The organism is Arthrobacter sp. 10T419 (assembly GCF_056394105.1).
Genome location: NZ_JBFTHF010000001.1, coordinates 400,542 through 421,706, shown reverse-complemented (window position 1 = coordinate 421,706; position 21,165 = coordinate 400,542). Strand labels below are relative to the sequence as shown.

The following is a 21,165-nucleotide window of genomic DNA, read 5'->3' as shown; positions in this document are numbered from 1 at the left end:
TCAGCATGCGGAGCGCGCACGACGGCGGGGCACGCCGGCGGCTGCCAGCTTTCGTTCCAGCCGGGCTGGCTCCATCAGGTCCGACCAGACCCACCGGACCACGCCGTTTCCCTGTGCCCGGATCCGGTTCTCCCTGTCTTTCTCGGCGACGACGGCCTGCGACGGGGTCCGGCCCAACAGAAACTCGGGCTTGACGTACTTCTCGACGCCGTCGAACTCGCCGGCAACCCGGACTCCGCCCCAGAAGTAGTCCGCGTAGCCCACGAGGCCCGCACCATCGCGAATCGCATACTGGAGTTCCGGCGCCTGGAACCCGGCTATCCGCATGAGCGCCCGGCTATATGATTCGCCTGCGGATCCGGATCTCGGATCCGCAAAATCCAGTGCCGTCAGGATCCGCCGCCGTGCCGCGGCCGAGTAATTTCCCTCGATTCCGGCCGAAAGCTGCTCCTTCGTCAAGGCTGGCAGGCGCTGCTCGACGTCAGGCCTAAGCACGTGGTCAAGCGGCACCACTGCCTCGGCAAACGGTGTAAAGGCGGCAATGTCCAGCACTGTGCGCACCCTTCCGGTCACCAATAGCCCGTCCCGTTCGACGTACTCCAATCCGGCCGGCGGCGCATAGTGCCGCAGCACGCCGGCCCGGGAGCGGCCGCCGTCGTTCTGCAGGGTTAAGGCGTGAACGGGGTGCCGGAGTCCAATAGTCGGAATCCTCCATACTGAAGCGGCGGAATGCCGGGCAAAGATCGTCGGCGCAATAAACGTCTCCGCGGCCGCACTGACCCGGACGCGGTATTGGTCCCAGGGACTCAACGCCCGCCAGGCACCCCCATCAACGTAGACGCCCTGGCGCACCCGGACCAACGCACCCGACCGGCAGCGGCTAGCCAACTCCTTGGGAGCCATTCCCCGCTGGATGTGATCGCGGGTGAGGATCAGCCTGGGCAATTCATTCATGGATCGACGGTCCCAGTCCTGCGGCGGCCGCACCATCCCGCGGCGCCAGCATGTGGACAACACGACGCGCTTCTCGTTCCGCGCTGCGCAAAGCACCTGGCGCTGCTGGTATTCGGGCCTCGCAAGGTATTTCGCGCGTCGCAAGGTATTTCGCGCGTCGCCAGGCTCGGGGCGCCGCGCCGGGCCGACGGCGAGTCGTAGCGAAAACCGGGTGCTACCGGCCCAGGACCCCGGCCACGGCGGCGGAGACGGCAGTGCGGATGCGCCCGTGCAGCTCGCGGAGGCCGTGGCGGTCCGTCCGCACTTCGATGATGCTGCGGCCCACCACGGGCTCCCCGAGTGCCGCCGCAAGGTCCGCCGTCGTACTGACCGCGCGGTGCGCGACACCGTACGCGGCGGCGAGGGCGGCAAGGTCAACCGTGTGCGGGGTGCCAAAAAGGCGCTCGACGGCGGTGCCGTAGCGGCCGGTCCGTTCGACGGCGCCGTGCTCCAGGAGCCCGAAGATGGCCCCGCCGGCGTCGTTCAGGACCACGATCCGCAGCGCCGGCACGGTCTCCCCCGCGCCCAGCAGCAGCCCGCCGGCGTCGTGCAGGAAGGTCACATCGCCCAGCAGCACGGTGGTTTCCTGCCGGCCGCCGACGGCGATGCCGGTGGCTGTGGCGAGGGTGCCGTCAATTCCGGCCAGGCCCCGGTTGGCGAACACCGTGGCCTGGGGCTCCTGGGGCGGGGCGCCTGCGAGGTCGACGTCGCGGATCCCGTTGGAGGAGCCCAGCACGAGCTGCCCGCGGACGTGTTCCCAGACCAGGGCGCCGACCGCCGGGCCGGTGGCGGCGGGACCGGTGAGCACCAGGTCCAGGGTGTGCTGGGCGGCGGCGCCGGCCAGCAGCCAGGCATCGAGCCAGGACGCCGGGCCCCGGCCGGCGAAGTCGGCCAGGTCGGCGAGGGTCTCCAGCGGCAGTTCGGTGCGGCGGCCGGGCTCGTACCAGGCCACCGGAACGGGCTGGTAGAGAGCGGACGGGACGTCGGCGCGGGCGAGCAGGGCCGACACCGGCCGGGACAGCGTGGGGCGGCCGAACAGTACAACCCGTTCGATCGGCTGGGCGGACTCCGGGCCGAAGTGCTCCAGCAGCAGCCGGTAGGGGCCCACCGCGTTCGGACCAAACCTGGCGTTGGAGGAGGGCTCGGCGAGCAGCGGCAGGCCATGGGCGCGGGCGAACGCCTCGGCGACCGGGCCGGCGTCGTGCCCGGCCAGGACCACTGTGAGCCGCTCGGGCAGCGCCGCGGACGCGGCCGGGAAATCCAGGGCGAGCGGATGCCGCGCGGCCTGGTGGATCCTGCGGCCGGACGCTTCCCCCAGGCCGTCGCCGGCGGCCGGGACCAGCGGGTCACGGAACGCCAGGTTCAGCTGCACCGGCCCGGGCGGGATGTCCTCGAAGGCTCCGGTGGCGGCGCTCAGCGCGGTCTCGACGGCGCGGAGCGGATTGTCGCCCGCGGGCACGTCGGCGGCGAAGCGCACATGCTCGCCGAAGAGGTCCGGCTGGACGGTGGTCTGGTTGGCCCCGGTGCCGCGGAGTTCCTCGGGCCGGTCGGCGGAAAGGACCACCAGTGGCACGGCGGCGTGGTTGGCCTCCATCACGGCCGGCAGCAGGTTCCCGACCGCTGTGCCGGAGGTGGTCAGCACGGCCGCGGGGGCGCCGGTGGACAGGGCCAGGCCCAACGCGGTGAAGCCTGCGTCGCGTTCGTCGATCCGGACCAGCAGCTCCACCCGGCCGGCGGCATCGGCCTCTGCCAGGGCATAGGCCATCGGCGCCGACCGGGACCCCGGGGCCACCACGACGTAGCGCACCCCCGAGCCGATCAGGGCCGCGACGGCCACCCGTGCAGCCTCGACCGCCCCCAGCCCGCCGCCCGCAGGCACGGCCGGTTCCCCGGCCGGGCTCACATGTTCTCCGGCGTCTCGATGCCCAGCAGCTCCAGGCCGCTGGAGAGCCGCCGCAGGACCAGTCCGCACAGGGCCAGCCGCGATTCCCGGACCGTTTCGTCGGCCTTGAGCACGGGGCATTGGTCGTAGAAAGAGGTGAAAAGCTGCGCGAGCTCGAACAGGTAGGCGCACAGCCGGTGCGGTTCGAGCAGTTCGCCGACTTTCTGCAGCGTCGCGTCGTATTCGAGCAGGTGCAGGGCCAGGGCGCGTTCGGCGGGTTCGACGACGGCGATCGCCGCCGCGGGCGCCGCGGACGCGGCGGCGGCGCCGTCGAGGTGCTGGTCCAGGGCCCCGGCCTTGCGCAGGATCGAGCGGATCCGGGCGGCCGCGTACTGGACGTACGGGCCGGTGTTTCCGGTCAGCGCGAGCATCCGGTCGAAGTCAAAAACGTACTCGGTGTCGTGCCCGGTGGAGAGGTCGGCGTACTTGACGGCGCCGATGCCCACCTGCCGCGCCGTGACCGCCCGTTCGGCGTCGCTGAGCTCGGGCCGGCTGGCGTCGATGACGGCGCGGGCCCGGTCCACGGCCTCCTGCAGCAGCGCCATCAGCTTGACCGGGTTGCCGGCGCGGGACTTGAGGATTTTGCCGTCCTCGCCGAGCACGTTGCCGATCTGGACGTGGGTGGCTTCCACCGTGTCCGGCAGCCAGCCGGCGTCGCGCGCGGTGGCCATGACCATCCGCAGGTGGACGTTCTGCGGCGCGCCCACGACGTACAGCACCCGGTCCGCCTCCAGTTCGCGGACCCGGTACCGGATCGTGGCGAGGTCGGTGGTGCCGTAGCCGTAACCGCCGTCGGACTTGCGAATGATGAGCGGCAGCGGATCGCCGTCCCGCCCGGTGAAGCCGGCCGGGAAGGTGCAGAGCGCGCCCTCGCTGATCCGGGCGATGCCGCGCTCCTCGAGTTCCCGGCACAGCTGTGCCAGGTGCGCGTCGTAGGAGCTTTCGCCGGCAATGTGGTCGTCGGTGAGGCTGATGCCGAGCATCGCGTAGATCGCGTTGAAGTAGCGCTTCGACTGGGCCACGAGCCGTTGCCAGACCGCGAACGTCTCAGGGTCCCCGCCTTGCAGTGCCACCACACGGAGCCGGGCGCGGGTGGCGAAGCCGTCCGGGTCCGTGGCGGAGGCGTCGAACTTCGCCCGCGCGGCCTGGTAGAAGGCGCTCGGGTCATCGACCAGCAGGGCGGCCTCGGGCGAGTCCTCGCCCGCCTCGAGCCAGTGCTCGATCAACATGCCGAAGGGGGTGCCCCAGTCGCCGATATGGTTCTGCCGGATCACGGTGTGCCCCAGCGCCTCGAGCACGCGCACGATGCTGTCCCCCACCACGGTGGTGCGCAGGTGCCCGACGTGCATTTCCTTGGCCACGTTCGGGGAGGAATAGTCGACGACGACGCGGTGCAGTGGCGCGGGCTGCGCACCCCCGCCGGTGGGGGCCGGAGCGTTGAGCAGCTCCTCGATCCTGGTGCCGTCGAAGGTGAGGTTGATGAAGCCTGGCCCGGAGATCTCCACCAGGCTGCAGACGCCGTCGAGGTCCAGGGCCTCCACGATCCTCGCCGCGGCGTCGCGGGGCGGCAAGCCGACTTTCTTGGCAAGGGCCATGGCGGCGTTGATCTGGATGTCCGCGAACTGCGAGGGCCGGATCACCGGGTCCGTCTGGCGGAACTCCTCGCCGAACGCGTGGGCAATAGCTGCCTGGACTCTGGGGACAACCATTTCGGCCGGATTATTCACACTGTTCAAATTATCAGTTCCCGCCATGCCCGGACGCTCCCGCAGAAGCAACGCGGGGTCACTTCGCGCCCATCAGGACCCCCGGAATGGGCGCGAAGTGACCCCGCGTTGCTTTGAGGGGCTAGTCGTCGGCGCGGAAGACCTGGACGACTGAGGGACGCGGGATCCGGGCCTGGCCGGGCTTCGGCGTCGCACCGGCGGCGACGTAGTCCGGGAAGCGGGAGTTCTGCGCCTCGAAGCTGCCGTCCTCGCCCGGGTGCTGCACGGCGACGAAGACGTGCCGTTCCTCATCGTGGATGATGGGTCCGCAGGTCTCGGCGTCGCGCGGCACGGCAAGGAACTGCTCCACGCGGCCGCGCTCCGGGCCGGCCAGGGTGACCTTGAAGAGACCGTCGGCGTAGCCGGTGGTCGAGGGCGCGCCGTCGGTGGAAATCCACAGGTTGCCGACCGAGTCGAAGGCCAGGTTGTCCGGGCAGGAGATCGGCGAGACCTGGCTGGCCGGGAAGCCGGCGAAGTACGCGGACGTGTTCTTGGCCGGATCGCCGCAGACCATCAGCAGGTTCCAGTTGAACTTTGTGGACGTCTGGTCGCCGGTCTCGGTGATTTCCACGATGTGGCCGTCACGGTTCAAGGTGCGCGGGTTGACCTCGGTGGCGCCCTCCTTGCCGGTCTTGCCGCGGTCCGTGTTGTTGGTGCACGCGACGTAGACCTTGCCGGTATGCAGGCTCGGCTGGACGTCCTCGCAGCGGTCCATCTTGGTGGGGCCGACCTTGTCCGCGGCGAGGCGGGTGTAGACCAGGACTTCCTCGACCGACATCCCGGACACCGTGGACTTGCCGCCCACCACCAGCGGGAGCCATTCCCCGGCACCGTCGAAGGCGCCGTCCGCGGGCAGCTTGCCGGAGCCGTCGATCTCGGCCGCCGGGGAGTCGCCGCTGAATTTGGCGACGAAGAGGTCGCCCTCGGAGAGCAGGGTCATGTTGTGCCGGCGGTCGGCCGCGGTCGTCCCGGGACGGTATTTGTCCTTGGAGACGAACTTGTAGAGGTAGTCGAAGCGCTCGTCGTCGCCCATGTAGGCGACGACGTGCCCGGAGGCGGCCACGATCACGTTGGCGCCTTCGTGCTTGAAGCGGCCCATCGCGGAGTGCTTCTTCGGCGTCGACGTCGGGTCCTGCGGGTCCACCTCCACGATCCAGCCGAAGCGGTTGCTTTCGTTGGCGTAGCCGGGGTTGCGGGTATCAAAGCGGGGGTCATCGAGCTCCCACTGGCGGGCCGTGGGCTTGCTGGTCAGGCCGTAGCGCTTGTCCGCGGCGGACGTTCCGGCGGAGACGAAGTAGCCGTTGAAGTTCTCCTCGCCGGAGAGGATGGTGCCCCACGGAGTGGTGCCGCCGGAGCAGTTGCCCAGGGTGCCCTTGATGGTCCGCCCGCCCGGGTCGGCAACGGTGGTGACGAGCGCGGAGCCGGCAGCGGGGCCGGTGAGTTCGTAGCTGGTGTCACTCAGGAAACGGCGGTTCAGCGGGGCGCCCTGGACGTAGCGCCACGGCTGGTTCTTGTTCTTGCGCTCCAGTTCGACGACGGTGAGGCCGTGGGCGGCGCGGCCGATGGCCCGGGTCTCGGCGGCGTCGAAGCCGGCCGGGAGCATGATGCTCTCGTTGGTGTACTCGTGGTTGGTGAAAAGCACGGCACGGCGGCCCTTGGCGTCGAGCGGCAGGATGTCCGTGTAGTCGTTGTTGTAGCCGAACTGGCGGACCTGCGCCGCGGCGCTCTGGCGGTCCACGTCGAAGGCGGGCGAGTCGTTAAAGAGCGGGTCGCCCCAGCGGATGATCGGCTGCCAGCTGAAGCCTGCCGGCACCGTGAACGCGTCGACGGCGGCGTCCACCGGGGCAATGGCGGTGAACTGCAGCTTGGACTTGCCGAAGCCGGACTTGGCGGCCGCGGCCAGGCCGGGGCCACCGGCGGCGGCCGGTTCCGCAGAGGTCACGGCGTTGCCGAAGACGACGGCGAGCGCGCCGGCGGCGCCGAAGCCGAGGGCGGCGCGGCGGGACATCGTGGCGGAGGCAATGTCGCGGAAGTAGCCGTTCGAGCTGCTGTTGCAGACCTCGCCGGAGCAGGCGTTGTCGCACTTGAGTGCACAGGTCACGGGGCTGCGCTTGCCCTTGGTGTGGCCCAGCATGGGCAACAGAGAGAACTTGCGTCCGGAGGAGACAGACATGGGTGGGACCTTCCAGGGCAGAGGGATGCGTCCCCCCACCCTGTCAGCGCCGGACAACGCGGAGCAGTCCCCAAGGTGAAAATCGGGTGAACGCTCTCGGTTCCCGCGAAGCCCGCCGGTTGCTTCGTAAACGCCCTTTTCGGCGCCGATAAGGGCCGTTACGGAGCAGTCGTTGCTGCCAGGAGGGCGTAGACGCGCCGGAGCCGGTCCAGCCACCAGTCCCTCCGCTCCGGCGCTGCGGCGTATTCCGACAGCAGGCCCGGGTCGACGGCGACGTCGCGGAGGCGGATGGCGCCGTCGTCGGGGACCAGGGAGTCACGGGTGACATCGGCGGCGAGCAGCGACACGGTCCCCAGCCCGCAGGCGTAGGGCAGTTCAGGCAGGGCGGCGGCGAGCGCCAGCCCGGCGCGGATCCCCACGGAGGTGTCCAGGGCGGAGCTGACGACGGCGGGCAGGCCGGCCCGTGCCACGATGTCGAGGGCACGCCGCACTCCCCCCAGGGGTGCCACCTTCACCACAACCAGGTCCGCGGCGCCGGCGCGGGCCACCTTGAGCGGGTCTTCCTCCTTGCGCACGCTCTCGTCCGCGGCGATCAGCACCGGAACGCCGGCGGCCCTGAGCCGGCGGCGCACCTCCGCGAGGCCGGCGATGTCCGGCACCGGCTGCTCGGCATATTCCAGTCCGACGGCGGCCAGCCGGGTCAGTGCCTCGACGGCCGCGGGGACGTCCCAGCCCCCGTTCGCGTCGACCCGGATCGCGGCGTCCGGCAGCGCGGCGCGGACGGCGGCCACCCGGGCGGCGTCGTCGTCGAGCGTCTGGCCGGTCTCGGCGACCTTGACCTTGACGGCGTCCACCCGGCCGAAGCGGGCCAGGATGTCCGGCACCCGGTCGGCAGCGACCGCGGGAACGGTGGCGTTGACCGGGATGCTGTCCCGCAGGGGTTCCGGGAAGCCCTGCCAGCCGGCCTCGACGGCGGCGTAAAGCCAGCGGGAGGCCTCGGCGTCGCCGTACTCGGGGAACGGGCAGAACTCCCCCCAGCCGAGCGGGCCCGGGAGCAGCAGGGCCTCGCGCTCCATGATGCCGCGGAATTTCACCCGCATCGGAAGGGTCACCACCCGGGCCAGGTCCAGGAGCTCCTCCACGCCGCCGGGATTCAGGCCGGAAGGGGTGGGGCGGTCGGCAGTGATGGGCATGGCTGTACTCTACCCGCGGCTCCAGCTGCCGCCCTCGCGCCGGACGGTTCCGGGCTGCTCGAGGTCCCAGACATCGGCAGCCGCCCCGTGCGGCAGTTCCAGGCGCCATTCCTCACCCGGCGCCGGGTAGGCGCGCACCGTCGCCGGAACCGAGCCGTGACGGTAGACCTCCACGATCGATCCGTCCACGAAGATCCGCAGTTCGTCCCCGCCGGCCACGGTGTCCGCGAAGACTGCCCGGACCTGCTCGGTCGAGGCCAGGACCAGCCGGATCCGGCCCTCCCCGCCGGTGACCGCGGTTTCCGTCTGGCCGGGCAATCGCAGGGTTCCCGCGGCACCCTTGGCGCGCTGGCGGCCCCGGTAGCCGCGCAGCTCCGGTGCCGGTTCGACGGCGAGTGCGTCCCCGTGCACCGCCAGTTGCCGGGGGAAGGTCAGCAGGCCGGCCCAGCCCGCGGCGTCCGCGGCCGGCTGGCCGCGGCCCGTGCGGCCGTCCGGGCCCGACACCTCGTCGGACCAGCCCCACAGCAGGGCACGGTCCGGCAGGGCCAGGATCTGCGGGGCGTAGAAGTCCGGCCCCAGGTCCGCCTTGCCGCCCCGCGCCGGGGTGAAGACCGGCAATCCGCTGGCGGTGTCCTCGGCGAGCGATCCCAGCAGGTAGCCCACGCCGCCGGCATGGTGGCGTTCGTCCGGGGCGGGCCGGAGCGAGGCCATCAGGAGCCAGGTCTCGGCTCCGGAGGAGTCCGGCACGCGGACCAGCTGCGGGCACTCCCAGATTTCGGCCGGCAGGTGCCTGGCGGCCAGGGTGTCCTCGGTGGTGAACCAGATGCCCTCATACCGCCAGTCGTGCAGCTCGTCGGCGCGGTAGAGCAGCACGGCCGCGTGCCCCGAGGCCAGGCCCGCCCCCTGCAGGGCAAAGCGCCGGCCCAGGAAGGTAAAGAAGGACGGACCGCGCACCGCGGTGACGTGGGGATCCGGCGGCACCCGCGCCGCGTTCTGCCCGTCCTGCCGCCAGTCGTCCGTTCCCGGGAGCCGGGGCCGGAGCGCGACCGGGTGTTCCTCCCAGCGGAGCAGGTCCGGGGAACTCAGGTGCCCCCAGCAGACCAGGCGGGGCAGCGCCGAGTCCGGGTTGAACTGGAAGAACACGTGGTACCGGCCGTCGAGGAAACACAGTCCGGCGGGACCGCCGACCCAGCCCTGCGCCGGCCGCGGATGGAAGCGGGGAAAAGCAGCGTCCGGGTGGCGTGCCGCAACCTCCGCGGCGGTGGGTCCGCGGCGCTCCTGGTTGTTCATGGCATGACTCTCGTACCGTTCGCGGCGCCGGTCAATCCTCCCCGACACCGCCAGCTTTCCCTCAGAAGCCTCGCAGCGTTCTGTGGGAACCTGTAGGGGTGAGTTTTCGGCAGACACGCAGCATTCAACCCATGTCAGCGGGTGCACCGGACGTGAATCCCGCGCCCGGCCCGGCGCCCCGCGGACCGGGCAGGGCCACCGGATTCCTCTTCCTGCTGGGCACCCTTGGCTGCGTGGCTGCCCTCGCCGCCACCTACTACTTCTTCGTGCGCACCACCACCGGCCAGTTCATCGACGAATCCGCGCTGGTCGAGGCCGTGGAAATCCACGGCGCGGCCGGGAAGGCGAGCAACAAACTCCTGGACTGGCTGCCCGCGCTTTCGGCGCTGATCGCGTCCGTGGTGGTCATCTTCGTGACCGTGGCACGCCGCCGCTGGGCGGCCGCGGGCATCGCCATCGCCGCCGCTGCGGGCGCCAACGTCGCCACCCAGGTCCTGAAGGACCTGGTCCCGGTGCGGCCGTTCCGCGGGATCGAAACACTGGAATTCAATTCCCTTCCGTCCGGACACACCACCCTGGCCGCCTCGGCCGCGGCCGCGGTGTTCCTGATGGTCTCGCCGCGCTGGCGGCCGCTGGCCGGCTTCCTGGGCGGCAGCTTCGCCGTCGCCACCGGGGTCTCCACGCTCATCAACCAGTGGCACCGGCCCGCCGACGTGGTGGCGGCTTTCCTGGTGGTCGGGGCGTTCATGCTGCCGGCTGGCTGGCTGATCATGCGCAAGGGTCCCAGGTGGAACGTGTGGGACGGCTACAACGGTCACTGGGCCTCCGCCCGGCTGTGGGTTGCCGTCCCGGTGCTGGCGGGGCTTACCTCCGCAGCGGTGGCCACGTACTCGCTGCTGAAGATCGCCCCGGGACCGGGGCAGGAGGGCAGCACAACGAACTACTTCTGGGCCGGCACCTCGCTGATCGTCATCACCGGCTACCTCGCCACGGTCGCCGGTGTGTGGCTGTTTGGCCACGCCGCACGACGCCGACGCGCGGCCTCCGGCGCCTGAGCGCCCGCCCCACGCCGGGGCCGTACCGGCCGGCAGGCCCGGTGCTGCCGCCGTCGTTCCCTTTACAACCGTCCGGGGCAGGCCCAGAATGATCACCTCCGGAGTCTCCGCGGGCTCAGCAGCGCCCTGACTCCTTTCGGTTTTGCTTGCCTTCATCCTGCCCAGACCAAGGGGACGCGCCATGAGCGACAGTGATGCATCACCGGCATCCCGGCGGGCCACACGGCTGGCCTCTGTACCCTCCCAACTGCGGATCAACGCCTACCTCACAGGCTCCGTGTACGCCCGGCGCCAGGACGACCCGGGGGTCTGCGACTTCACCTTCGGCAACCCCCACGAGATGCCCGATGAAAGCTACGTGGACGCGCTCCGGGAGGTCATCACCCCGCGCAATGAGAAGTGGTTTGCCTACAAAACCAACGAAACCGCGGCCCGGGCCGCCGCGGCCGACTCGCTGCGGACGCATGTGGGGGTGGACTTCGGAACGGAAGACATCTTCCTTACCACCGGCGGGTTCTCCGCCATCAGCGTGGCCCTGAAAGCCGTCGGCGATCCCGGTGACGAGGTGATCTTCAGCCTGCCGCCGTGGTTCTTCTACGAACCCCTCGCCGTGGAGGCCGGGCTGGTGCCGGTGAAGGTCCCGATCGACGCGGACAGCCTGGACCTGGACCTGGCGGCCATCCGCTCGGCCGTCACGGAGCGCACCCGCGCGGTGATCGTGAACTCCCCGAACAACCCCACCGGACGGATCTATCCGCCGTCCCTCCTGGCGCAGCTGGCCGAGCTGCTGGAGGCCGAGTCGTCCCGCATCGGGCGCCGCATCTACCTCGTGTCGGACGAGGCTTACAACCGCATCATCTTCGACGGAGCCCGCTTCCACAGCCCGGCCGAATACTATCCCCACACCCTGCTGGCCTACACCTACGGCAAGACCCATCTGGCCCCGGGGCAGCGGATCGGCTACCTCGCGGTGTCCCCCGCCATGCCGGACAGCGCCGCGTTGCGCGGGGCCATCGCGGCCCTGCAGATGGCCGGCGGCTGGGTCTTTCCGAACGCCGTCATGCAGTACGTCCTGCCGCGGCTAGAGCAGTTTTCAATCGACATCGGCCGGCTCCAGCGCAAGCGGGACGTGTTTGTGGACGCGCTCACCGCGATGGGCTACCGGCTCCGGCCGCCCGAAGGCACGTTCTACCTTTTCGTGTGCACCCCCGGCGGGGGCGACGACGACGCATTCGCCGACGCGCTCGCGGAGGACGGGGTTTTTGTGCTGCCCGGCACGCTGTTCGAGACGCCGGGGTTCTTCCGGATCTCGCTCACCGCGAGCGAGGAAATGATCGAGCGCAGCCTGCCGCTCTTTGCCGCCGCGTTCCGGCGCGCAGGCGGCGCCAGCCCCCTGCCGGCGTCCCCGGCGAGTGCCTGACACCTCAGTAGTTGCGGCGGTGTTTGAGCCGCGGAATGGTGATGGCGAAGACGGCGGCCGCGGCGAAGCCGAGCACGCCGGTGGCGCCCACGCCGGCGCCCAGCGACGCCGCGGCCGTGACGCCGGAGAGCAGCACCGGCCCGCCGGTGGCGCCGGCGTCGGCCATGAACCGCCAGATACCCAAGAACTGCCCGCGGCCGTTGTCCGGCGAAAAGTCGGCTCCGAGCGTCATGTTCAGCCCGGAGCTGATGCCGTTGCCGAAACCGATCAGGAGTGCGGCGAGCAGCAGGCCCACGAATCCGGTGCTGAGGGGGATCAGCAGCATGGCCGTGCCCATGATGAGCGTGGAGGGCACCGCCACCCATTGGCGGCCCTTGCGGTCCATCAGCTTTCCGGCAGGGTAGAAGACCAGCATGTCGATGGCCCCGGAGATGCCATAAATCAGCGAGGCCTGGGTGGCGTCCATGCCAAGGTGTTCGGCCCACAGCGGGATGACCACTTGGCGGGACGCGCGCAACGCGCTGAGCAGCAGGACCCCGACGCCGACGCTCAGGAACACACCGGCGTGGGAGGCCGCGACGCTGCGCAGCGTGGGTTGCGGGACCGGGGTGCCGGCCGTCGGCCCGGCCGCCACAACGAGGTCCGGGATGGTGACGGACAGGCATGCCGCCGCGGCCATTGCCACGACGCCGGCCCAGTAGGCGGCCGTGATGCCGCCGAACTGCATCACCGCAGCGCCGATGAAGGGGCCAATGAAGATGCCGATCCGGTTGACCCCGCCGAGCGTCGAAAGCGCCCGGGCGCGGAGGATGACCGGAACGGCTTCGGTCAGGTATTTCTGCCGGGCCAGGCTGAAGACGCTGGCGGCCATGCCGACCACCACCATCGCCGCGGCCAGCAGCCAGATCCCGGCCGGCACCAGCGGGGAAACAGCGGCGGCGGCGAGGGCGACGGCGCTCGCGGCTGCCGCCCCGACGATCGCCCAGCGCTCGCCGAACTTCAGGGTGATCAGTGACGCCGGCAGGTTAAAGAACCACGAACCGAGTCCAATGAGCGTGACGACCAGGGCCGCGACCGCGACCGAGGCGCCCAGGTCCCGGGCGGACAAGGCCACCACGGGCAGGATCGCGCCTTCGCCGATGCTGAACAGCAGTGCCGGGCCGAAGGCAGGGACGGCGATGCTGCGGAGGCTGAAGTCGGCGGGGCGTGTCGTGGTCATCCCTTCCATCCTAGGTCCGGCTGTACCCAGCCGGCCGGAGGTTCAGCCGCCCGGAGGTTCAGCTGTCGAAGTGGGTGTGGATTTCGCCGCCCGTGACGTTCTTCAGCACATCCGCCGCGACGTCGCGCAGCTTCTGGTTCCGGTTGCTGGAAACCCGGGTGAGGATGGCCATCGCCTCGTCCTGCGAGCAGCGGTTCTGCGCCATCACGACGCCGCAGGCCAGGTCGATGGAGGTACGGTGTTCCATGGCTGCCTGCAGGTCCTCGGCTCGGGCCTGGGCGGTGCCGATCCGGACGGCCAGGCGCAGCGCCCGGCCGGCGAGGTCCGCGAACCCCGAGGCCTCGGCCACGATTGCCGCGGTGAAGACTCCGGTCGAGGATGCGAAGAAGTTCAGCGCGGCCGCCGAGTCCTCGCCGATTTCCAGGGGTACGCCGAGGGTGCTGCGGCAGCCGTGGGCGGCGAGCTGCTGCTGGTATTCGGGCCAGCGCGGGTCCGTGTCCACATTGGCCAGGAGCACGATGCCCCGGGTCCGCAGCGCCTCGATGCAGGGGCCGTCGCCCAGGCTTTGCTCGATCCGGTCGAGCATGACGGCGTTGCTGCTGCTGCCGGCCACGGTCATGGTTTTCTTCCGCCGCTGCAGCGTCACGCCGCATTCGATGTCCGCCCCGACCGAGTGGCTCAGGGTGGACGCGGAAAATTCCGCGAGGCGGTCGAGGAAGTCCTCGACGTTCTCGGTGCCCACAATGAGGTCCTGCAGCTGGATGGCGGCGTCGTTCCCGGCGTACTTGCTCATGGCCTAAATGTAGCGGCTAAACGTAGCCGTCGACGATCGCGGCGGCAATCTCCCGGTATGCCCGGCGGGTCTCGGGCCGGAGGGAATCGAGCGTGACGAGGTCGCCGTCGGCCACGCCTCGGTCGTGCGGGACGGCGATAAGCTGGCGACAGATGCCGGAGAGGTGGTCCTCGATGGCGTCCTTGTCCACGCGCGAGGAGACTTCGTCCTTGTCCGTGATGACCACGACGGCGTTCCGTGCAAGGTCCTCGTAGCCGTGGCTGGCGAGCCAGTGCAGGGTGCTACGTGCGCGCTTGGCGCCGCTGACGGCGTAGCCTGCGGCGATGATCAGGTTGTCCGCGGACTGCAGGATCCCGCTCATCGCGTTGTGCGTGACGCCGGTGCCGCAGTCGGTCAGGGCCACGGAGTAGTAGCCGGAGATGAGCTTGCGGATCCGCAGGTACTCCTCCGCGGTGAGCGAATCGGACACCTCCGGATCCTGTTCCCCGGCGATCAGGTGCAGGCGGCCGGCATGGTGCATGTAGCGGGCCAGGGCCGTCAGCGAGTCGATGGATTCGACGTTGCGGAGCAGGTCGCTAATGGTCCGCGGGGCCTGCTGCTGGTAGATCCCCTCGCCGAGGGCGCGCTCCACGAGGTCGCCCGAGTCCGGGTTGGCGTCGATCGCGCAGGGCGGATCGCCGCGGTATTCGGCCAGGGTCAGTCCGACGCCCACCGTGGTGGAGGTCTTGCCGATACCGCCCTTGAGGCTCAGCACGGCGGTGTTGTAGCTGCCCTGGAGCTGGCGGGAAATCCGGCGCGCGAGCTCGTCCTCCTCGCGTTGCCGGGCACTCGGTCCGAGGTTCAGGCTGCCGCCCGTGAGGTTGTAGAGGGCGCCGCGGAAGCCGCCGACCGGACGGGGCTTCTGTTCGCGGACAAAGAGGCCTGGCGAGCTGATGAAGTCCGGCATCGGCGCGTCGGCCAGGGCGGCGGCACGGCTGGCCGAGCGGGTGGCGCGGGTGGGCTGCGGCGGCACGGAGGGGGCTGCGGCGTCAGGGACGGCCAACTCTTCCGGCTCCTGCGGCACTGCCGGCGCCGCCGACGTCGGCGGGGCGACGGGCGGCCGCGGCGCCGCCGGGACCTGGCTGATCACCGGAGTGGCTCCGGTAGCAGGGTTTCCAAAGCGTTCATCGGCGGCCTCGGCGGCCTGGGCCCAGGAGCTGCTGCGCGGCGGGGCCGGACGGGCAGGGGCTTCCGAGGGCTCCGCGGGGATGCTGCGGGGGTTGACGACCGGCATGGTTCCTGTCCGGACAGCTGGATTCTCACCATCGGCACGACGCAGGTCGCGGCGACGGCGAAGTTCAGGCTGTCCTGAGTTTTCAGCAGTGGCAGCTGAGTTGTCTTCCACCGATTCGGGCATCTTTTGGTTTCTCCCCCAGGACTCACAGCGGAGCACGCTGCGGCGCTTGTTGTGACTTCTTTCAAAGAGCCAGTCTAGGCGCAGTCGCCAGCACGCTTAGCTTCGGCCGGATCCGTGGCCCGTCTTGGGGCCCGCCTCAGTGGTGGGCGCGGGTCTCCTGCAGACGCCGGATGAACCACCGGGACTGCTCCGGTCCGTACGGAAGGATCGGTACGGCTTTGGTGGCGTCGTTCGGCGTCTCGCGGGTGGCCTGGGTGGCCTGCCGCACGGCGGTGCTCATGGTGTTGGCCATGGTTTTGACGAACTGGTCGCTGCACGGTTCGCCGTGGCCCGGGATCAGGAATTCGTAGCGGTGCCGCAACGCGGACAGGTGCCGCAGGGCATCGGCCCACTCCTCCGGGAAGGAATCCTCGAAGGACGGGTGTGCGCCCTGTTCCACCAGGTCACCGGCGAACAGCGTGGTGCCCGTCCCCACGAGCAGGTCGCCGTCGGTGTGCCCGCGTCCCAGGTAGAACAGTGTTGCCGTCTGGCCGCCCAAGTCCACCAGGACGGGCTGGTCCTTGACGATCGCGTTCGGCACCACCAGCTCCACCGAGCTGCCCTCGCCGGCAGCCATTTCCGGTTCCGCCGCCGCGACGAAGTGCCGCTGGGCGTCGCCGTTCTCTTCGATGTCCGCCGCGCAGTTTTCGTGCCCCCAGAACTCGGTCACGCCGTCGTCAGCGAAAATGGCGTTGCCGAAGAAGTGGTCGTAGTGGGCATGCGTGTTGACGACCACCAGCGGTAGCTGCGTCTTTTCGCGCACGGCATCGAGGATCTCCCGGCCCTGCCGGGGCCCGCCGCCGGTGTCGATCACCATGGCTCGTTCGGTGCCCACAACCAGGCCGGTGTTGAGCAGGGATCCTTGGGTGGTCAGTACGTAGTTGTCCTGACCGACCTCGAGCCATCGTGACATGAAATCTCCGTATTCCGGCGGTGCGCCGGCATGGTTGGTGCGATGTTCTGGCCTCGATTCTACCCGCGGGGCAAACGGAAAGCCCGGAAGCGGCACCCGTCCGCGTCCCGCAACTTGCCCTCTGGGATCCACCTGCCTAGGCCGGCAGGATGCCCGAGCGGCTGAGGAGCGCCCGTGTTTTCGGATGCTGCGGCGCGGTAAAAATCCGGCTGGGCGGCCCCTCTTCCACGATGACTCCCTGATCCATGACAACGATCCGGTCTGCTATGTCCCGGGCGAACTGCATCTCGTGGGTGACGATCACCATGGTTGTGCCCTGCTGGGCGATTTTCTTGATTACGGACAGAACCTCGCCCACCAGCTCCGGATCCAGGGCGGAGGTCGGCTCGTCGAACAGCATGACGCTCGGCTCCATGGCCAGGGCCCGGGCAATGGCCACCCGCTGCTTCTGGCCTCCGGAGAGCTTGCTGGGGTAGTTGTCCATCTTGTCGCCCAGGCCCACCATTTCGAGGTTGGGGACAGCCACTTTCCTCGCTTCCGCCGCTGAAAGCTTCTTGACGTCGCGTAACGGCGCCATGACATTCCCCAGCGCCGTCTTGTTCAGGAACAGGTTGAAGTGCTGGAATACGAAGCCGATGTCCGTTCGCTTCTGCGCGGTGATGGACGCTTTCTCGGCGATGAGTTCGCCACCGCGCTCCTCGTAGCCGATCAGGTGGCCGTTGACGTAGATGCGTCCCGCGTCGATGGTTTCAAGCTTGTTGATGCAGCGCAGCAGGGTGCTTTTGCCGGATCCGCTGGAGCCCAATATGGCGATGGTTTCGCCGCGGTGCACCACGAGGTCCACGCCTTTGAGGACTTCCACCCGTTTCTGCACGTGCGGTTTGCCGGAAAGCCTTCTCCACAAGGTCGGTTTCGTCTCGGAAACGAACGTCTTGTGGACGTCGCGGACGTCGATGATGGTCTCGTCAGCCATTGGCCCGTGCCTTTCGTTCAAGCACCACCACGACGCGTGAGAGTGGGAGGCTGATGATCAGATAAAGAATGGCCGCGGCGGTATAGATGGCCGTGGTCTGGAATGTCTGGCTGTTGAGGATGTTGGCGGTCTTCAGGATCTCCGTCACGGCGATCACCGACGTCAGTGCGGTGTCCTTGATCATCGCTATGAAGTAGTTGCCAATCGGCCCCATGGAGACCACGAAGGACTGCGGAATAACCACCTTCCACAGCGTCTTGGAGGGCGTGTAGCCCAGAGACAGCGCGGCTTCGGTCTGGCCATGCTCCACGGAGAGGATCGCGGAGCGGAAGACCTCGGACAGGTAGGCCGCGTAGTTGAGGCCCAGGCCCAGGATGCCGGCCGGGACAGGTTCGATGCTCACGCCGATGCTGGGAAGGACGAAGAAGATGTAGACAAGCTGCACCAGCAGCGGAGTCCCCCGGATCACTTCCAGGTACACCGTGGCGATGCCGCGGAGGATTTTGATCGAGGAGATCCGGGCCAGGGCAATCAGGAGGCCCAGCACGAGGGCCAGCGCCATGGCGCCAAGCGCCAGTTGCACGACGACGGGAACGGCCTGCAGGAGTGCCGGGAACACGGCCATGGTGTTGGTAATAAAGTCCACTGAAAATCCCTAGGTTAGGGTCGGGCGGGGCCGGCGTGCTCCGCGGTTGCGGATCGCACGCCCGCCGGCCCCGCATGAAGCTGGAACTTATTTGACGGCGTTGGCTTCGGTCAGCCCGTATTTCTTGAGGATCTCCAGGTACTTGGGGGTCTTCTTGAGGTCAGCCAGCCCGGAGTTCAGGTCCTGCAGCAGCTGCGAATCCTCTTTGCGGACGCCGGCCCCGATGATGCCCGGGTAGAACGGCCTATAGGGTGAGACGAGCTTCAGCTTGGGGTTCGGCTTCTGGACCAGGCTGTAGCCGATCACGGCGCTGTCGGTGAAGACCGCATCAACCTGCTTATTTTCCACGGCCGCAAGCAGTGAAGCCTGCGAGTCGAACAGCTTGACCTGGCTGCCGCCAAGGCTGTCAACGAGGTCCTTGAACACGGTGCCCGTCTGGGCGCCAAGAACCTTGCCCTTCACGTCGTCGCGTGAGGCCAGCGTTGAGTCCGCCGGGACCACCATCGCTTCACCTTCTGTGTACCAGGGGTCGGTGAAGTTGATCTGCTTCTTGCGGTCGTCGGTGATATACATGGCGTCCACGATCACGTCGGCTTTTTTGGCGTTGAGCGCGGCGATCAGGGTCGCGTATTCGGAGGTGAAAACTTTGATCTTCCAGCCCTTGGCCTGGGCGATGGCGTTGATCATTTCCCCGTCAATGCCCTTGAGCTCGCCGGAGGCTTGGTCTGTGAAGGAGAAGGGGGCGTCGTTGGACGTGGCGATGGTGATGGTCTTCTGCTCACCGCCGCCGCTGGCCCCGCCCCCGCCGCCTCCGGAGCCACAGGCGGTCATGGCGAGGGCCACAGCAACGCCCATGGGCACCAATGCAGCGAAACGCTTGCGGAGGATTTTTGTATTCATCATGAGGCGCCTTTTGCTAGTGATGGATTTCTACCGGTTGAAGCGGTCGAGCCGCAGAGTGGCAGTGGCCTTATGGGCTGCCATTCCCTCGGTGTCGGAGATCGTGGTGACGTAGTTGGCCAGCCGCGGGGTTGCACTTTTTTCGACCCGCTGGAAGGTAAGGGGTTTGAGGAACCGGGACACGGAGAGCCCGGCGGAGGACCGGGCGCCGCCTCCGGTCGGAAGCACATGGTTCGTGCCGGAGGAGCCCTTGTCCGAGTAGGCCACCGTGGACCACGGGCCCAGGAAGATGGAGCCGTAGTTCTGCAGGTTCTGGTGGTAGTAGACGTCGTCCGAGGTCTGGATTTCCAGATGTTCCGGTGCCAGCAGGTCCATGATCCGCACTGCCGTTTCCCGGTCCTCGGCCACATACACGGTGCCGTAGTCCCGCCAGGCCGGCCCTGCAATGTCCCGTGTGGCCAGCGTCCGCAGCTGCTTGCTGATGTGCCTGATGACCTCTTCTCCCAGCTCGTGGGAGGTGGTTACGAGGGAAGCCGGCGACTGCGGGCCGTGTTCGGCCTGGCCGAGGAGATCAGCGGCCACGAGCTCCGCATCGGCAGATTCGTCGGCGATCACGGCGACCTCGGACGGACCCGCCAGCAGGTCGATGCCGACACGTCCGAACAGCTGCCGCTTGGCCTCGGTCACGTACGCGTTGCCGGCGCCGACCAGAATGTCGACCGGTTGCTCCCCCAGGAGCCCAAAGGCCATGGCGGCCAGGGCCTGCACCCCGCCGAGGGCAAACGCCCTGTCCACGCCGGCCAGGTACGCGGCGTACAGCACTGCGGGGTTGCCCCCGCCCTGGGCGGTTGGCGGCGTGCAGGCCAAGACGTTGGGAACGCCGGCGGCCTTGGCGACCCCCACCGTCATGAAGGCGCTGGCAAGGATCGGAAACCGGCCTGCCGGGAGGTAGGCGCCGACGCGCGCCACCGGCACGTACTTTTGTCCGGTAAAGACTCCCGGGATGAGCTCGACTTCAAAATCGGTGAGGTGTTCGCGTTGCTCTACCGCGAACAGCCTGGTCCGTTCGGCGCTGGCCAGCAGGGCCTCCCGAAGCTCCGGGGAGAGCGACTCACCGGTCTTTGCCAGCTCGTTTTGGCTGATCTCCAGGTTCGTGCCCTGCCACCCGTCCAGGTCCCGGGCGTACTCGGTGACCGCGTCCATTCCGCGGGCCTCGATCTCGCCGAGCATCGCGGATACTGTTGCCACCACTTCGGGAAGCCTTTGCGCCGGCACGTCCTCGATGGCGGGCGCCTTGAGGGTGGTGAAGTTTCCCGGAATGTGAGCCTTGTCACGCTGGGTGATGTGCATGGCCTAAAGCTACTGACGCGTGTGCCATCGCACAACGGGACCCAAACATGTGCCTCATACAGGGTGGCCCTATGCTTAAGCCAGCTGATTTTGCCCGCGCCACCCGAGCGGTCCACCCCGCATCATTGTCTGCAAACCTGCCGAATGTCTTACTGAGAGCCAGGGTTAGCCATGACACTCGCGCAACTCCGGGCCTTCTTAGCGGCCTACGAACTCGGTTCCTTCACCGCTGCGGCACGAAAGCTGGAAACAAGCCAGGCCTCTGTCTCCGAACTCATCAGCCGGCTCGAACATGAGCTGCAGCACAGCCTGTTCACCCGCGGCGGGCGGCGGCTCATTCCTACCACGGCGGCTGTGGAACTGCGGGTCCACGCGCTGCAATCGGTCACCTCGTTCGACAACGGAGTCGAGGCGCTGAGGTCCATGTCGGCGCTGGAGGGAGGCGTCTGCACTTTTGGAGTGCTGCGGTACGGAGCCCACTACGACCTCGCCGACCTGGTGCAGCGCTTCCACCGCCGGTACCCCAAGGTCAGGGTGCGCCTCGTCGGGTTGAACTCGGTGACCGTGGCCGAGTCCGTGGCGTCGGGCGAAATCGAGGCCGGGCTGATCGTGCTGCCGGTGGCGGAAACGGGCCTTCAGGTTCGGCCGCTCTTCCGGGACGAAGTCTTCTTCGTGTCGGCCACCCGGCATCCTTCACGCGGCCCGGTCACCATTGAGGAGCTCGCTGAGTCGAAACTGGTCCTCTATGACGCCTTCGCCGGCTGGCGTGACCCCACCCGCCGGCAGATTCTGGAACGCGCCCATCTCAAGGGGCTGAAAATCGATCCGGCCATCGAGGTGGAACATGTCGACACCGCCCTGGGCCTGGTCGCCGCAGGGGCGGCTGACTCTTTTGTCCCCCAGGCGATTGTCAGAGGACCCGGTTTTCCGAAAAACGTCCATGCCGTCCCTTTCGCCGAGCCCTTGTTCGACACGATCGCCCTCATCCAGCGGGAGGGCGCCTACTTGTCGCCGGCGACCCGGAAGATGGCCCAGATGGCAGCGCGGACGTTGCTGTCCAAAGTGCCGCCGGGCCAGGTCCCGGGCCGCGGCACCGTGCACTAG

17 protein-coding genes are annotated in these 21,165 nt (G+C 68.7%); 3 read left to right on the top strand and 14 right to left on the bottom strand.

What is annotated here, in order from left to right:
- The 6 genes from AC1DBD_RS02000 to AC1DBD_RS01975 all read right to left on the bottom strand — a co-directional run bounded on the left by AC1DBD_RS02000 (position 1) and on the right by AC1DBD_RS01975 (position 9,357).
- A complete protein-coding gene (locus AC1DBD_RS02000; protein WP_476981318.1) occupies positions 1-954 on the bottom strand; it encodes a hypothetical protein in 954 nt (317 codons plus the stop codon).
- A 214-nt stretch (positions 955-1,168) separates the two neighbouring features.
- Positions 1,169-2,872: a 2-succinyl-5-enolpyruvyl-6-hydroxy-3-cyclohexene-1-carboxylic-acid synthase gene (gene menD, locus AC1DBD_RS01995; RefSeq protein WP_441416902.1), complete on the bottom strand. Its 1,704-nt coding sequence runs from the start codon at positions 2,870-2,872 to the stop codon at positions 1,169-1,171.
- 20 nt (positions 2,873-2,892) lie between these two features.
- Positions 2,893-4,644, bottom strand: coding sequence for an arginine--tRNA ligase (argS, locus tag AC1DBD_RS01990; protein ID WP_476981317.1), 1,752 nt, complete (start codon positions 4,642-4,644; stop codon positions 2,893-2,895).
- A gap of 139 nt (positions 4,645-4,783) precedes the next feature.
- Positions 4,784-6,874 (bottom strand): PhoX family protein, encoded by a 2,091-nt coding sequence (locus tag AC1DBD_RS01985; protein WP_476925397.1) that lies wholly within the window; start codon positions 6,872-6,874, stop codon positions 4,784-4,786.
- A 158-nt stretch (positions 6,875-7,032) separates the two neighbouring features.
- Positions 7,033-8,067 (bottom strand): o-succinylbenzoate synthase, encoded by a 1,035-nt coding sequence (locus AC1DBD_RS01980; protein ID WP_476981316.1) that lies wholly within the window; start codon positions 8,065-8,067, stop codon positions 7,033-7,035.
- Between the two features lie 9 nt (positions 8,068-8,076).
- Positions 8,077-9,357 (bottom strand): glycoside hydrolase family 32 protein, encoded by a 1,281-nt coding sequence (locus AC1DBD_RS01975; protein ID WP_476981315.1) that lies wholly within the window; start codon positions 9,355-9,357, stop codon positions 8,077-8,079.
- A gap of 131 nt (positions 9,358-9,488) precedes the next feature.
- On the opposite strand from AC1DBD_RS01975, the gene AC1DBD_RS01970 reads away from it, so the two are divergent.
- Together AC1DBD_RS01970 and AC1DBD_RS01965 are read left to right on the top strand one after the other, a co-directional pair.
- Positions 9,489-10,412 (top strand): phosphatase PAP2 family protein, encoded by a 924-nt coding sequence (locus AC1DBD_RS01970; protein ID WP_476981314.1) that lies wholly within the window; start codon positions 9,489-9,491, stop codon positions 10,410-10,412.
- A 181-nt stretch (positions 10,413-10,593) separates the two neighbouring features.
- On the top strand, positions 10,594-11,832 hold the full coding sequence (locus AC1DBD_RS01965; protein WP_476981313.1) for an aminotransferase class I/II-fold pyridoxal phosphate-dependent enzyme: 1,239 nt from the start codon (positions 10,594-10,596) through the stop codon (positions 11,830-11,832).
- A gap of 4 nt (positions 11,833-11,836) precedes the next feature.
- Here AC1DBD_RS01965 and AC1DBD_RS01960 read toward each other — a convergent pair whose 3' ends face one another.
- The 8 genes from AC1DBD_RS01960 to hisD form a co-directional block, all read right to left on the bottom strand.
- Positions 11,837-13,051 carry an MFS transporter gene (locus AC1DBD_RS01960; RefSeq protein ID WP_476925401.1) on the bottom strand — a complete coding sequence of 405 codons (1,215 nt, stop codon included), beginning with the start codon at positions 13,049-13,051 and terminating at the stop codon, positions 11,837-11,839.
- Between the two features lie 58 nt (positions 13,052-13,109).
- Positions 13,110-13,844, bottom strand: a complete 735-nt coding sequence (locus AC1DBD_RS01955; protein WP_441416894.1) for a GAF and ANTAR domain-containing protein — start codon at positions 13,842-13,844, stop codon at positions 13,110-13,112.
- 16 nt (positions 13,845-13,860) lie between these two features.
- Positions 13,861-15,117, bottom strand: coding sequence for a MinD/ParA family ATP-binding protein (locus AC1DBD_RS01950; RefSeq protein WP_476981312.1), 1,257 nt, complete (start codon positions 15,115-15,117; stop codon positions 13,861-13,863).
- Positions 15,118-15,376: 259 nt separating this feature from the next.
- Positions 15,377-16,192, bottom strand: coding sequence for an MBL fold metallo-hydrolase (locus AC1DBD_RS01945; protein ID WP_441416892.1), 816 nt, complete (start codon positions 16,190-16,192; stop codon positions 15,377-15,379).
- 136 nt (positions 16,193-16,328) lie between these two features.
- Positions 16,329-17,165, bottom strand: coding sequence for an amino acid ABC transporter ATP-binding protein (locus AC1DBD_RS01940; protein WP_441416891.1), 837 nt, complete (start codon positions 17,163-17,165; stop codon positions 16,329-16,331).
- Positions 17,158-17,811, bottom strand: coding sequence for an amino acid ABC transporter permease (locus AC1DBD_RS01935; RefSeq protein WP_441416890.1), 654 nt, complete (start codon positions 17,809-17,811; stop codon positions 17,158-17,160). The genes AC1DBD_RS01940 and AC1DBD_RS01935 overlap by 8 nt, the downstream gene beginning before the upstream one ends.
- An 87-nt stretch (positions 17,812-17,898) precedes the next feature.
- The gene (locus AC1DBD_RS01930; protein ID WP_476925402.1) at positions 17,899-18,714 is read right to left on the bottom strand and encodes an ABC transporter substrate-binding protein; all 816 of its coding nucleotides are present in this window, start codon (positions 18,712-18,714) and stop codon (positions 17,899-17,901) included.
- A gap of 27 nt (positions 18,715-18,741) precedes the next feature.
- Complete coding sequence (gene hisD / locus AC1DBD_RS01925) at positions 18,742-20,061, bottom strand: histidinol dehydrogenase (RefSeq protein ID WP_441416888.1); 1,320 nt, start codon at positions 20,059-20,061, stop codon at positions 18,742-18,744.
- Positions 20,062-20,232: 171 nt separating this feature from the next.
- Between hisD and AC1DBD_RS01920 the strand changes: the two genes are divergently transcribed.
- Positions 20,233-21,165, top strand: coding sequence for a LysR family transcriptional regulator (locus AC1DBD_RS01920; protein WP_441416887.1), 933 nt, complete (start codon positions 20,233-20,235; stop codon positions 21,163-21,165).